The following is a 14,447-nucleotide window of genomic DNA, read 5'->3' as shown; positions in this document are numbered from 1 at the left end:
AAAATTTTTTTATGCAATAATTTACTTTTATTATATTTATTTGTACAATAGGATTCTCCTGGCCAGGGGAATCCTATTTTTTTTGAAGGAGTGTATTTGAATGAACAAAGGTGAATCCAGTTTAACTTCATTAATCTCAGCTTTTAGTAGAGCTTATCATAGTCAATTCGATACCCTTAAAATTTTTGATGACTATCTAGCAAAAGAGTTAATCACACAACAAGAGTTCCAAGACATTCAAACAAACATGATTCAAGGCATCCAGTTTTTTAACAAAGAAATTGCAGAAAAACTAAATGGACAAAATGAAGAGCTCTTAAAATGGATTGTGCAAACTCAACTCTCCCCTACTCCCTTGGCACGTGCAGCATATTGTGAAAAAGTTGTGCACAATGAAGTCATGTTAGGTTTACAGCAATATGTCATACTCGGAGCAGGATTAGACACATTTAGCTTAAGACACCCTGAATTTGAAAACATTTTAGAAATCTTTGAAATTGATCACCCTGCAACACAGGAGTTTAAAAAGAAAAGATTGACTGAAGTTGAAATAACGCTTCCAAGTAATGTACATTACATTTCGATGGATTTCACAAAAAAGTTTTCCTATCAACATCTAATGGATAACGGCTTTGACAATAAAAAAACGTTCTTTAGTCTACTAGGTGTTTCCTATTATTTAACGAAAGAGGAAACGTCAAGCTTACTTAATCATTTGTTTGCCAATGTACCGTCTGGAAGTTCCATCGTATTAGATTATGCAGATGAAAAATTATTTACTGAAAAAGGAATTTCAAATCGAGTAGATAATATGGTGAAAATGGCTGCAGCTAGTGGTGAACCAATGAAATCATGTTTTACTTATAAAGAAATGGAAAAAATGTTAGAAAACTCAGGCTTGCTAATTTATGAGCATTTATCTCCAAATACAATTAATGAACTTTATTTTAACAATCGAGAAGATTATTTAACAGCCTTTGAAACAATTCACTACATTCACGCTGTGAAAAAATAAGTAAAATTTCGGAAGAATCAAATACAATTTAATCGATTTTCTAAAGAAAACAGTGTTATTGCACCATCAGGCGGCGGTTTCCTTGCTGTTTTTATTTTAGAAGGTGAACGATATGTAAGATATGAACGGTGCAATATTGTGCAATCCATCCTGAAATTGCAGTTTTATGTGGTAAGGGGGAAAGGCGTGAAACAAAGACATAAAGAAGTTTAACTGGCATCGTGATAGAATCTGAACACTTAAATCCCGCAGCGTTTATGCCTACAAAAATAATTATCGATATTTTCTGAATATTTCACAGGCAATTAACTATGCAAGAATAACATCGTATCATATTTTAGTAATGTAAGATGGTTTAGTCTTACACCTCCCAAGCTTTGTTACTAAGGGTCACTTATTATTATAGGTGACCCTCTATAAATTTACTATTCAATTAATAGTGTTTCTATATAGTTTATTGACAAACTCCCAATGGATTTCCGTCTGGATCATAAAAGGTAAAAAATTTCGTCTCACCTTCTCCATCTATTTTATTAACTTTAACATTCTTTTCAATTAATGATCGGTATGTTTCTTCAATGTTATGCGTAATAAAATTAAAGAACTTCCCTACCCCAAAATTATTATCTGGGAAATTTAGTGGTATATGATTTTTTGCTTTTACTAAACAAACAACAGTTTGAGATTCTGCATCAATTTTCATTACTGCAGCGCCTTCTTCTAAATACAGAAGTGAAAACCCAAGTTTCTCCTCATACCATTTTGCAGATAGGTCGGGGTTCTTAATTGGAATAAATATCGCTTCTACACCTTTCAATATAGGTTTACTCATATTTTCCCTCCTTGTAATTTTCTTTAAAAATAGGGCTCAGCTCACTCCACACATCAAACTTATTTCCGTCTACATCATAAAAAACAAAATTTCTTCCCGTATGGCCCCTATTCTCAACTTTTCCAACTTTAATTCCTTTATCGATAAAACCTTTTCGAATAGTCTCCAATGCACTTAATCCATCCACCTCAAAGGTTATTGAAAAATGTTCTTCCCCATAGCCATCAATGAAATTAGAGCTTTGATTGTTCATGGATTTAACAAGAAAAAAACTTTGATTGGCAAAATTAACAATCGCCTTATCATTATCCTGGTAACAGCGTTCTGCACCCAATTTACTTACATACCATTCACATGACCGTTCTACATTGCTGACTGGAATATATGTCGTTCCTATTCTAATTAACTTTTCACACATCTACTCACCCTCTCCAATGTCTCAAGTAAATTATTCTATCCTCTTCCTTTATATTCCTTTTAAGCCTATGTTACAATTTTGTCCTCACAAAATGCTAAATTTGGATTACAGTCTAAAACGGCCAGACTCAATTTCGAGTTCTGGTCATTATGAAATGATAAGTGTCAAAGTAAGCGAACCTAATAAAAACAGTATAGATTCTCCCCATACATTGACTCGAATGATTATTCCCTCCTCTGTAGATTAACTTTTGTAGATTAACTTTACAAATAAAAAATTGATTCTATATATATTATATAGAAAGAGAATTATATAAGGCACTTTAATATCCAAGTGTATTTGATCCATAGAAAGATGTGTGCTGTCGGAGATAAAATATATTCTTTTGGAGGATTTTTGAAATATGGAGCAAAAAAAAATAACCTTATGGCGCCCTAAAGGTTTTTTGCAGTGGCTATTAACAGGCATTTCAGTAATACTAACACTTCTTACCGCCATGATAACGTATGCCATTTTTCATACAACTAATATTCTTAGTGTAATTGGTTTCCTTGGAGCGCTTGCATTGTACACTCCATGGTTTTTATTAATATTTACATTTTTTATCATTTTACTATTAATACTTGCTTTATGGCAGAAAGCTAAAATCGCTCAATTCATGTTGATTTCGCTCTTGCTAATAAATATATTTCTAACTGTGGAGCCAATTATAGAAATGAAGAACTATGCTAAAAAAGAAAATGTTCACGTTTCACTTTACTCTCACTTTTTTTACAAAACAGAAATATCATCAAAGTTTACAAAAGATATTATATTTGGAAAAACTACAGATGGCGTTGAGTTAAAGCTTGATGTGTGGCCAGCTAATGAAAAATTGGAAAACACACGTACCCCAGCTGTTATAAAGGTACATGGTGGTGGATGGGTTGAGGGCAGTAAAGCGAGTGCCCCATATTTAAATCAATGGTTAAGTGAATTAGGATTTACTGTTTTTGATATAGACTATCGCATGCCTCCCCAAGCAGGATGGAAAGATGAGGTAGCTGATGTGAAATCAGCAATAGGGTGGGTAGTAGAACATGCGGATACTTATAAAATTGATCCTAAAAAAATAAACTTAATGGGTGATTCAGCAGGTGGAAATCTAGCTATGCTCGCTGCTTATAGTATGGGAGACACAACTTTACCACCGTCCACCAATGTACCATCAGTACCTATTAATACAGTGATAAACTTTTATGGACCGTCAGATATGACAAAATTTTATGAGAATAATCCTAGTCCAGGCTATGTGCAAAATGTTATGAAAGAGTATATAAGGGGCACACCTTCACAATTTCCTGATCGTTATCAAAAGCTTTCTCCTATCAATTATATCGGGGGGCACACACCACCTACCATTATGTTTTTAGGCACGAGCGACAGTCTTGTCCCAACAGAACAAGCTAAAATATTGGGCAAGGAACTTTCTATGAATCATGTTCATCATGAGATCTATTATCTTCCGAAAGCTGAACATGTTTATGATGGAGTACTAGGTAGTTTGAATACCCAAATTACGTACGAGAAGCTCAAGACATTCCTTCAGAAATATAACAAATAACATGCTAAAAAAATTGATTTAATAATTATAGTGGCCCCTGTTAAGCAAAAAACGTAATGAAGTAACCTACCTGTAGTGGACTTTCACCACCAAGTTGTTGAAGCAAATTACCCAAAGGACCAAACTCCACCTCGAGTTCTGGCCCTTCTTTTTTTACATTTAACTATACTTTGCTTTGAACAATTATTGGTCACTATACTTGAAAGTTTTTAATGAAATAATAAGTGTCAATGCTAAGCATCCTATTAAAAGGAGTAAAGATTCTCCCCATGTACTAAAATTATTTATAAATGCAGCTTTAATCCCATTTAAAAACCATTCAAATGGATTTATCAGACTAATATATTTTATAAAGCTTGGCGCCTTTTCCATTGTAAAAAATGCATTGCTACAAAGTAACATTGGTATCATCAGTACATTGGCAGTCATACTTAAATGTCCCTCGTTTTTCACGAGACTTGATATTAAAAAGCTTAAAAAAACAAAACCTAATGAGGCTATTAGAATAATCGGTGTCATATATAAGAAGATATTAAAAGATACATCTAGACGATTGATAACGATAGAAAATAAAAGCACTATATAAGATAAGATAATGGCAACTATTGCCCACGAACTTGAAATACTAATGATATATTTCCATAAAGGCATAGGCGTAGCGTGAAGTAAATTATAAACACCTCTTTTTCTTTGCGATAACGCTATAAAAGCAGTGGTCATAAACGAATAAAAAAATACACTCACGGCAATGATTCCTTCTACATAATTTGCTGCATAGTTCGGTACAAATAACCTTAGCGCAATTATCGCAGCAAATGGCATTAATATTGACCAAAATAGTAAATACATATCTTTTATACTCGATTTCAAATTTAATACGAAAACAGCCTTCATTTTCTCGCTCCTCACATTGTTAATTCAAAAAATAATTCTTCTAAATTTTGAGTTTGGTAGTGCTCCATTAAACTATCAGGTGAACCATTTGCAATTATTTTTCCATGATGCATCATCAACACTCTGTCAGCCACGTTCATTACCTCCAACATATCGTGGGAAGAAAATAAGACGGCAACCCCGCTATCTTTTAAACGTTTAATGATTTGTTGAATTTCTCGCTGTCCTCTTGGATCTAACCCTGCAGAAGGTTCATCCAAAATCACAAGTTTAGGATTATGCAAAGTTGTCACGATAATTGCCAGGCGCTTTTGCTGTCCTAATGACAGTTTAATTGCAGGCATTTTTTTCACCTGCAATAGATCAAAAGCTGCAAGTTTTTCATCTATCAGCATTTTTGTTAGCGAAACTCCATAAAATGCAGCAAATAATTTCAGATTATCCTCTACAGAATAGCCTTCGAAAAAAGGTGTTGTTTGAAGTTGCGTACCTATTTCCTTTTTGTAATCAGATGTCCAGTATTTAATTGTTCCACTGTCCTGAGGAATAATGCCAAGAAGCATACCGATAGTTGTTGTTTTACCAGCACCATTTGTGCCCACTAAAGCTACTATCTCCCCCTCATTAATATCAACATCTATATGATCAACGACACATCTAGTTTTATAACTTTTCATTAATTGACTAGCGTTAATTAACTTCTTCATATTTTCTCCCCTTTATTTATCGTTGTATATTCAACGTTGAACATATAGCTATTTTTTAACTCCCTCATTCGAGGGAGTTATTTTTTTTCATAATATTAATAGCTTGATGTACAAATTTTGACTGCACTTTCACAATTTCTAGCATATTATCAAATGCTAGTTGTGTTAATTCCGGTAATTCTCCTTGCATGGCAATTAATTTCGCCTCATAACCAGCATTGATAGCCTGCTCTTCTTGCTCTAAAATTTTTTTCTGCTTTTCTAATGCTTCCACAGCTTTAGCTTTTGGCAGTTTAAACGCAAAGGATACACCAGAATACAAAGTTGTAGGATAAACTACAGAGGATTTTTCAAGCGCCTCGATAATTAATTCTTGCTCATGCTCCCTGCCCTTTTCAGTAATTTGGTAAATTGCTTTTTGTCTATGACCTGTGGATTCTATACTAGCTACCTCTATATAGCCATCTTTTTCAAGCTTCTTTAAAGCATTATAGATCGAGCCGATTAGCACACCACCCCATCGTTCTGCGTCATTTAATTCAAGCATTACTTTAATATCATAGCCAGTCATTGGTTTTAGCCCCAACATAGCAAGAACTAATAGCCTTGTCATAATAATCACCTTTTTATATTCAACGTTGAATAAGTTGAATATACCGTTTCTCGATTTTTTTGTCAATTGTCTTTATAATTATTTTTGAAATGTTGTAAAAATCTAAATTCGCTATAATAAAGTATTTTATGATAGAATAATTTATATTGCGCCATCAAAGGGGCATGTACCAATTCAAGCTGTAGCAAATTTATTTGCTACAGCTCTTTTTTTTTTCAATATTTTATTCCTATTATCTAATTCCCATTTTGCAATTTAACCTAATGATTCACTAAGATTATTGCTTACGGGCCAGGCGTTTTGTAAAAATTCATGAAACGTTAGTATATTCGGTTCATCTGAACGTACTTTTAAATTAATGGCTGATGTTATTATTGATGCTGAAATATGTTGGAGAATCGTGATCGAACCGTCATTTATTTCATTCTCAATAGCATTTTGACCTAAAATCGCAAAGCCAGTTCCGTTCAACACGGCACGCTTTATCATCTCATCACTTCCACCAACCATAATAGTGGACTGAGGTTGATAATCGGCTTTTTTGAAGTATTGTTCTATGATATTGCTGAAACTACAATGATAGTCATAGGAGATAAAGGTAGCTTCTCTTAAAATTTCATGAAAACTTCTTCCTTTGCAAATTTCAGAAGAAGCAACTAAATAAGCCTTTTCCTCCTCTAAAAAACTTTTACTAATATCGATATCATTACACTCATTCGCTATAATGGCAATATCCGCCACATAGTCTCGTACACTTTTGATAGCATGTACACTATTTAATGGTAGAAGGTTTATTTTTACAGTCGGGTATATTTCCAAATAAGCGTTTACAATCGGCGAAAGATGTTGAGTACAATAATATTCCGAGGCAGCAATCGTCAGAATCCCAGATGGTCCATGTAGTTCATCCATGTCTTTTTCTAACTTATCTATAAAGATAAATAAGCTATCGACATGGTCTTTCAACTTTTTTCCAGCAGCTGTTAGCAGCGTCTCTTTACCAATTCTTGTTAATAGAGTGTGATTCAGTTCTTTTTCTAAAGACTGGATTTGTAGCGTAATAGTTGGCTGTGTATACCCTAATTTTTTGGCAGCCTTTGTGATATTTAATTCTTCTGCGACTACTTGAAAGGTTTTTAAATTCCTTAGTTCCATCTAATCACCGTCTACTTTCCCCTTATTCCCACAAATAAATTTTTTCCAAAGATGTATTTCCATTATAAAGTAATAATACCCCTACTTCCATTTAAGAAATAGATTTGCATTTAACTTCCATTATTTTACACTTAAACTGTAAACAATTATGGAAATCCTGTTTGAAATAACATTTTTTAACTATTAATATTTCTAATGGTATGTATTTGACATATTTTCTGAATTAACGGAAAATTCTTTCAACACAAATGAAATGGGGATGAGTTTATGATTGATTGGAAAAACATTAACGAAGATGGCTTATTAGCACCCACAATGGCGAAGGATTTTCCAAATCTTCACGTAGTAAAATCGGAGGGATTTTTTTATATAGGAGTCGACGGCAGAAAGTATCTAGACTTTACTTCAGGTATTGCTACAGAAAATACGGGGCATAGACATCCAAAGGTAATTACAGCTATTAAAGAACAAGTCGATCATTTAGTTCATGGTCCTATCGGTATTATTAATTATGATTCAATTATTTTATTAGCTAAGAAATTGAAAAGGATTTTACCAGAGTCATTAAATTGTTTTTTCTTTGGAAATAGCGGAGCTGAAGCAATCGAAGGTGCAGTAAAATTAGCAAGACATGTAACTAAGAGACCTTACGTTGTTTCATTCCTTGGAGGATTCCACGGAAGAACGATGGGCGCCTTAAGTCTTACTACATCGAAAAGTAAATACAGAAGGAATTTACCGGTTGGAGCAAATATGACATATCAATTACCTTATGCTCAATTAACGGAAACACCAGAAGGTTTAAACCATGATGAATACTGGTCAGAACATGTTGAAAAAGATTTTGAACGTTTATTTAATCATCAGGTGGCTCCAGATGAAGTGGCAGCTGTTATTTTAGAACCTGTTCTAGGAGAAGGTGGCTATGTTATTCCTCCAAAGGCGTGGTTACAAAAAATAAGAGAAATTTGTGACCGATACGGAATTTTATTAATCTTTGATGAAGTTCAGACTGGTTTTGGTCGAACTGGTGGCTGGTTTGCAGCAAATCGATTTGGCGTGACCCCAGATATCATGGCGATTGCAAAGGGAATTGCAAGTGGCTTGCCCCTAAGCGCAACAGTAGCTTCACGGGAGTTAATGGAACAATGGACAATTGGCAGTCATAGTACTACATTTGGCGGAAACCCTGTTGCATGTGCAGCCGCATGCGCTACAATAGATGTTCTCGAAGAAGAAGGTTTAGTGGAAAATGCTAGAATTTCAGGTGACTATGCATTAAATAAATTAATACATTTAAAAGAAAAACATCCCACGATTGGCAATGTCCGTGGAATTGGTTTGATGCTAGGAATTGAAATTATTCATCCTGAAACCCGAGAACCAAATGGTCAGGGTTTAATGAATATCCTAGAGAAGTGTCTGCACAAAGGGGTTATTTACTATTTGAGCGGAAATAAAGGTGAGGTAATTCGAATGATGCCTCCTTTAAATATAGATAAAGAACATTTAGACTTAGGAATTTCCTTGCTTGACGAAGCGATAACTGAATACGAATTAGAATTAAGTTTCGGAGGTGTATAAATGAATATACTGGATACTTTAGTTCTTCTTATCTATTTTGGGGCATTAATAATTGTTGGCATAATCGGAATCAAAAAAGCGAAATCTGAAAAAGATTTTATCCTCGCAGGAAGTCGTCTAGGATACTACAGCCATGTTGGTTGTTTAGCAGCTGTTATTATTGGTGGTGCGGCTACTATGGGTTCAACGACATTAGGTTATGATTACGGGGTTTCTGGTCTTTGGTTTGTTTCGATGATGGGCTTTGGAATAGCTGCCTTGGGTCTTTTCGTCGTTAATAAAATTGGTGGGTATGATGTTTTTACTATTAGTCAGTTACTAGGAAAGCGCTTTGGTGAAGGAACTCAGCTTATTAGTGCGATTGTTACAGCCATCTATACCCTCATGGTCGTGGTAACACAAGTAATTGGTATGGGAAATGTAATTCACGTGTTACTGGGCTGGTCCCCTATTCCTTCTATGATTATTGGCGGAGGGATCGTGCTCTTTTATACAATTTTAGGCGGAATGTGGAGTATTACCTTAACCGATATTATACAATTTATAGTAATGACTATCGGTGTATTTTTCATTATGTTCCCGTTTAGCGTAAACAGTGTCGGAGGTTTAACAGCTCTATTTAGTAGTGTGCCAGAAGCGCATCTAAGTCTTACAAATATCGGCTGGGATCGTATCTTCCAATACTTTTTATTGTACTTCTTTGGTTTAATGGTTTCTCAAGACATCTGGCAGCGTGTATTTACAGCGAGGAGTCAAAAGGTAGCGAAAAGAAGTGCCATATCGGCCGGTGTATACAGTGTTTTATATGGTTTAGTACTAAGTATAGTAGGTATGTGCGCACTTGTACTACTTCCAAATCTAGGGGAATCTCAATCTGCTTTTACTAGTCTTGCATTAGAAATTCTTCCACCAGGCTTATTGGGACTTGTTCTTGCTAGTGTTTGTTCTGCACTTATGTCAAATGCTTCAGGAGCTATTTTTGCCTCTGCAACCCTAATTACGAATGATATTATTAAAGTTTACGTAAAAAAAGAAATGACTGATAGAGATATCATCAATACATCGCGAATCGTCATACTCGGCTTAGGTGGATTAGCCATCATTTTTTCAGTATGGATCCAAAATATACTCGTAGCATTGGACATGGCCTATGCAATTTTATCAGGTGCTATCTTTGTACCTCTCATCATCGGTCTTTATTGGAAGCGTGTAACAAGTAAAGCTGCTTTCTATTCTATTATTGCTAGTTCACTAGTTATCTTTATTTCATTTATTATTTTTGGCATTACTTCTACACTTCCGATTATTTATGGTTTAATTACTGGACTCGTCGTTATTATAGGTTTCACGCTTATTATTCCTGAAAATAACATTGAGGTGAGCAAAAAAGATACGACAATTTACAAGTAAACATTTATAGAAAGTTTCAATTTCACACAAACTTAATGTAAGCTGCATTCCAAAGTTAAACACATCTAACTATTGGAGATGCAGTTTTTTTATGAGGAAAAGAGGAAAAGCATTTTCATGGAAAATTTCTTCATCATCATGAAATCCTTATGTTTTCTTCTATCATTAAAAGTGACCCTTTTACTATGTTAATTCAGAAATTTGCTGTGATTAGGTAAAGCAATCTGCTCGAATTCAGTAGCTAGCTTATGCAAATTTCTAGTAAGCTCTTCTCCCTTCATTGGTAATCCATGTCCTGTAATAGCAACTGAAGGTTTTAGCGCCTCTAATTTTTTTACAGAATCCCAAGCTGCCTGCCAATCCGTCGTGAAATATCGCGGTGGCCCGCTAATTTCCTTTTTTTGTAGCAATACTTTGTAGAGTGATTCTTGTTTAACCGTAACAAATGCATCTCCAACAATTAATGCTCGATCCTCTTCGCGAAATAAAGATATATGCCCTGGCGTATGACCCGGCGTATGAACCCAACTAAAACCATCCATAAATGGAATACTACCATCGGAAGGAAGTGCCTCAATGCTGTTTCCTAAGTTAATCGCTTCATTCGGATAAATGGATGAAACTTTTGCTAGTAAGCCACCATTTACACTAGGATCAGGTTTAGGGTAATTTTTTATATCCGTTAAATAAGGTAATTCTAAAGAATGTGCATAAACCGGCATACCCCAGTGTTCAATTAAATCAATTATCGCCCCAACATGATCAAAGTGACCGTGCGTCAAAATTAGCGCTTTAGGTCGACTATTTGATCCAAATCTCTCCTCAGCTATCGAAATAATTTCCTTTGCACTTTTTGGCATGCCTGCATCAATTAATACGAACTCTCTCTTATGAGGTTCACCGTAGAGAACAATATTAACAATTTGAATCGTATGTTGGTATAAATCAGGCAAAACTTCTACACCATCACCACTCCAAATTGATGTCGCAGGAATATATTTAAAGTCGCTACCATAGTTCATTTTTTCATGCATGAAAATCCCTTCTTCCTCATTGAATTGTAGACAATCATATTTTTCCTTTATACTGTAAAGATATAGCAAGAAAAAATTGGGTTTTAAATTTTCCTAAAGCATTAATTTCTTTCAGCATGTGTTTGAGTACTTGATCGCTGAAAAGTAGCTTAAATTTGCATCCATATCACCTGTTAAAAAAACATCAAGAGCTAACTTCCGCTTCATGTCCCTATCTTTAGTGCCTTTCAATCACTCGTACCTACAAATATCATCCTCACTTTCATCGATAAGTAATAAAATAGTTTCATTGTATATTGCTACCTATAAATGTATAATTTTACTGTATTTTGTTCGAAGTAAATGATTCTCGTTTAAACTTCGCCAAATAAAAACACGGAAAGGAATGTAGTAATTTGAAAATTGTAGGAATTATTATAGCTGTTGTGGTTTTACTTATTGTTGGTTTAATTATTGCGAGCAAACGAATTGTGAAAAACGCAAAAAAATCACAGTTAGAAATGGAAGCGGCTAACCCATTACCGAAAGAGAAACAGCATTTGCTTGCCTACGGTGCAAATATAGCTCTTTACCGGTCTGAGTCGCCTCGGATACTGCCGGTGAAGGTAGATCACGTGACTTTGAAAGAAGGTCTTTCTTCATTCTGGGACGTTAGTAATCCAGAAGAAGCTGTAGCAACCCTTGAATGGCTTCTTATGGAAGGACATCGTGCAAGATATGACGAATTATTTATGGCGTTGAAAGCTGGACAGACTTTTACAGAGGAAGAAGTGGGCAAATCGCAGAAATGCTATGAATCTGCGCAAGAAGTAATGATAAAGCAGCTTTCCTTTGCAAAATCAGACTATGACCGTGTGGACACTATTGCCGCATGGGATTTTGACCGAGCTGTAAATATTGCAAGATGGAGCTACATAGTTGGTTATTTATCCGAAGAACAGGCATGGGGCTATATTGCAAGAGCAGCTGATGCCGGCAGCCATTTCTTCCAATCATGGAATGACTACTTTATTTCATTTGCATTTGGTCGTGCCATTGCTTACGAGGGTGACATTTACGACATCATTTGGAGTGGAAAAGAATTGCTAAAAGAAGATGGTTCGATTTGGAATGAATTTAGTATTAATCGAACAGCGGTACAAATAGTCTAAAACTTAACATTGGACAAGGTCTAAGAGAGTATTCTATTTAGAGTACAAAGAAATGAATGATAATTAAAACAAAAACCTGCTAGATATTTAGCTACTTTCTTAGCTAAAATCTAGCAGGTTTACTTATTTACGAACAGCTTCAAATGTAATTAATGAATGCTCTTTTGAAGGCTTTTTGTCATAAATATATTCAGCTGAACAAGTAATATCAGAAAAACCTAAGCTTGTTAATATATGCTGGAATTCTTCTATGCCGTACCATCGCAACGAAAATCTTTGCAATTCTGTATCTATTAATTTACCATTTCTCCATTTTTCATATTTCAAAACGGTTAAAGTAAATTGATCGATCCAGTTCATTTCAACTGCTTTTCTTTCTAATGCAATTCCTTCCTCTTTCGAAATTTCATAGTAAGATGAAGAAGTTTCCCCTGTTCGCCAGTCTGTAGGTAAAAGCAAGTCTACAATTAAGCGTCCTCCAGGTATTAAATGATTATACATACATTTTAATGCATCCATTGCATCTTTTGAATTCTCTATTAAGCATAAAGAACCTGTAGGCATAACAATCGCTTCATATTTTGAGTCTATTGAAAAATTGCTCAAGTTACCTTCATATAGATTTGGCATGAATCCTCTTTCTTCACAACGTTTTCTGCATAAATCTAACATGTCAGGTGAGTAGTCAATTCCCTCAACATTATATCCCTTTTCAAGTAAAGGAATTAAGAAGCGTCCCGAACCAACCCCTGCTTCAAGCACTTTTCCCTTAGTTCCCTTTAGTCGTTCTAGATAATATTCAATATCCCCACCAATAGAATATCCTACTGGTTTTGTCAAATCATAAAGTTCTGTACATAATGGACCGTAATCACTATACAAAGTAATTCCTCCGATTTTTTTGCAGAAGAATCTATTAGACTTAGTTCTTCCACACCTTATTTATGTTTGATGAAAAAATAGAGCTGACTTTCATAATTAATCACTCACTTTCGTAAAGAATATAGTAAAATTATACATAATTAATATAAATTTTACAAATAGTTTTTAAATTCCCAAATAAGCTGAAAAATGGTCAGAAGAACCTTACTGCTGATCTTGTGCTCATTAAAAAATAAGGAGAGAATGCTATGAATAAAGAAAAAGTGTTTGCAGAATTCCCATTATTAAACTCCGAAAAGCTAGTACTAAAAAAAATTGAAGATGCACATTTACAGGAACTATTTGCGATTTATGATAATGAAAAAGTATTTGAATACTGCGGGATAATCCCTAAACATAATATCCAAACAGTGAGTAAAATGATTGGGCATTTTGATAGAGATTACAAGAAGGAAAACATAGTTAAATGGGGCATTTTTCAAAAATCTCATAGCGATCAATTAGTAGGTATTATAGAAGCAATGGAATTTAATCAAAAAGTGAATATGGTGACGATTGGTTACTATTTAGCAGAGGACTATTGGGGTAAAGGTCTTGCATCTGATGCGGTTAACATACTTGTCAAATTTTTATTTGAGGAAGTTAATATAAATCGAATACAGGCCGAAGTAATGCCGTTAAATGAAGCATCTAAAAAGGTTCTCCAGAAAAATGGTTTTCTAAAAGAAGGACTTTTGAGACAAGCTAAAGTGTGGTCTGGTAAAGGTGTTGTAGATTTAGAAATATACGGTTTGCTTAAAGAAGAATACATCATAGATAAATAATTGGGTGAGGTTCATAAAGCTTGTGTTTAAGTCTTAAATTTCGGCTAGATCCCCAAAGATTGTTACTATTAAAACTAAAAGATATATTTTATCAATATGATTTTTTGTTTTGTTATTTCTAGAATTGAACTATTATTACAGCCTTCGTTTGTTTAACTGTTTTTTGCATATTTACAAAAAAGCAGATTGCATCATATTTATTAACTTACTCATATTGTTCAGTAATTAAATTTCTACTTTATGAGATTCTCTATTTTGTATCAATTTCTAGTTAACTAATAATTAATATCCAAATTTTTCATTACAAAAATCACTATATCGTTTA

General features: G+C 34.3%; 14 protein-coding genes. 6 read left to right on the top strand and 8 right to left on the bottom strand.

Translation table 11 applies throughout. From position 1 onward, the window contains the following. Positions 1-100 precede the first annotated feature (100 nt). Positions 101-1,015 carry a class I SAM-dependent methyltransferase gene (locus tag ACVYAD_RS14630; protein ID WP_476426951.1) on the top strand — a complete coding sequence of 305 codons (915 nt, stop codon included), beginning with the start codon at positions 101-103 and terminating at the stop codon, positions 1,013-1,015. A 454-nt stretch (positions 1,016-1,469) separates the two neighbouring features. On the opposite strand, the gene ACVYAD_RS14625 is transcribed toward ACVYAD_RS14630, so the two are convergent. Both ACVYAD_RS14625 and ACVYAD_RS14620 read right to left on the bottom strand, forming a co-directional pair. Further along, entirely contained in the window at positions 1,470-1,847 is a 378-nt protein-coding gene (locus ACVYAD_RS14625; RefSeq protein WP_476426950.1) for a VOC family protein, read from the bottom strand. Continuing rightward, a complete protein-coding gene (locus ACVYAD_RS14620) occupies positions 1,840-2,265 on the bottom strand; it encodes a VOC family protein (RefSeq protein ID WP_476426949.1) in 426 nt (141 codons plus the stop codon). Before ACVYAD_RS14620 ends, ACVYAD_RS14625 begins: the two co-directional genes overlap by 8 nt. Before the next feature lie 403 nt (positions 2,266-2,668). On the opposite strand from ACVYAD_RS14620, the gene ACVYAD_RS14615 reads away from it, so the two are divergent. Continuing rightward, positions 2,669-3,868, top strand: a complete 1,200-nt coding sequence (locus ACVYAD_RS14615; RefSeq protein ID WP_476426948.1) for an alpha/beta hydrolase fold domain-containing protein — start codon at positions 2,669-2,671, stop codon at positions 3,866-3,868. Between the two features lie 183 nt (positions 3,869-4,051). On the opposite strand, the gene ACVYAD_RS14610 is transcribed toward ACVYAD_RS14615, so the two are convergent. The 4 genes from ACVYAD_RS14610 to ACVYAD_RS14595 all read right to left on the bottom strand — a co-directional run bounded on the left by ACVYAD_RS14610 (position 4,052) and on the right by ACVYAD_RS14595 (position 7,237). Then, positions 4,052-4,762, bottom strand: coding sequence for an ABC transporter permease (locus tag ACVYAD_RS14610; protein WP_476426947.1), 711 nt, complete (start codon positions 4,760-4,762; stop codon positions 4,052-4,054). Between the two features lie 11 nt (positions 4,763-4,773). Next, positions 4,774-5,469 carry an ABC transporter ATP-binding protein gene (locus ACVYAD_RS14605; RefSeq protein ID WP_349658165.1) on the bottom strand — a complete coding sequence of 232 codons (696 nt, stop codon included), beginning with the start codon at positions 5,467-5,469 and terminating at the stop codon, positions 4,774-4,776. Between the two features lie 64 nt (positions 5,470-5,533). After that, positions 5,534-6,082 carry a PadR family transcriptional regulator gene (locus tag ACVYAD_RS14600; protein WP_476426946.1) on the bottom strand — a complete coding sequence of 183 codons (549 nt, stop codon included), beginning with the start codon at positions 6,080-6,082 and terminating at the stop codon, positions 5,534-5,536. Positions 6,083-6,337: 255 nt separating this feature from the next. Further along, positions 6,338-7,237 carry a LysR family transcriptional regulator gene (locus ACVYAD_RS14595; RefSeq protein WP_476426945.1) on the bottom strand — a complete coding sequence of 300 codons (900 nt, stop codon included), beginning with the start codon at positions 7,235-7,237 and terminating at the stop codon, positions 6,338-6,340. A 267-nt stretch (positions 7,238-7,504) separates the two neighbouring features. Here ACVYAD_RS14595 and ACVYAD_RS14590 point away from each other — a divergent pair, with 267 nt between their 5' ends. Beyond that, positions 7,505-8,821 carry an aspartate aminotransferase family protein gene (locus tag ACVYAD_RS14590; protein WP_476426944.1) on the top strand — a complete coding sequence of 439 codons (1,317 nt, stop codon included), beginning with the start codon at positions 7,505-7,507 and terminating at the stop codon, positions 8,819-8,821. Next, on the top strand, positions 8,822-10,231 hold the full coding sequence (locus tag ACVYAD_RS14585; protein WP_476426943.1) for a sodium:solute symporter family protein: 1,410 nt from the start codon (positions 8,822-8,824) through the stop codon (positions 10,229-10,231). A 188-nt stretch (positions 10,232-10,419) separates the two neighbouring features. Here the strand turns inward: ACVYAD_RS14585 and ACVYAD_RS14580 are convergent, their stop codons facing one another. Continuing rightward, on the bottom strand, positions 10,420-11,265 hold the full coding sequence (locus tag ACVYAD_RS14580; protein WP_476426942.1) for an MBL fold metallo-hydrolase: 846 nt from the start codon (positions 11,263-11,265) through the stop codon (positions 10,420-10,422). 395 nt (positions 11,266-11,660) lie between these two features. Here ACVYAD_RS14580 and ACVYAD_RS14575 point away from each other — a divergent pair, with 395 nt between their 5' ends. After that, the gene (locus ACVYAD_RS14575) at positions 11,661-12,416 is read left to right on the top strand and encodes a DUF1266 domain-containing protein (RefSeq protein WP_476426941.1); all 756 of its coding nucleotides are present in this window, start codon (positions 11,661-11,663) and stop codon (positions 12,414-12,416) included. A gap of 123 nt (positions 12,417-12,539) precedes the next feature. On the opposite strand, the gene ACVYAD_RS14570 is transcribed toward ACVYAD_RS14575, so the two are convergent. After that, a complete protein-coding gene (locus ACVYAD_RS14570) occupies positions 12,540-13,298 on the bottom strand; it encodes a class I SAM-dependent methyltransferase (protein WP_476426940.1) in 759 nt (252 codons plus the stop codon). 248 nt (positions 13,299-13,546) lie between these two features. Here ACVYAD_RS14570 and ACVYAD_RS14565 point away from each other — a divergent pair, with 248 nt between their 5' ends. Beyond that, a complete protein-coding gene (locus ACVYAD_RS14565) occupies positions 13,547-14,122 on the top strand; it encodes a GNAT family N-acetyltransferase (protein ID WP_476426939.1) in 576 nt (191 codons plus the stop codon). Positions 14,123-14,447 lie beyond the last annotated feature (325 nt).

This window comes from Lysinibacillus sp. G1-3 (assembly GCF_056322905.1).
This window is presented reverse-complemented; position numbering and strand designations above follow the sequence as displayed.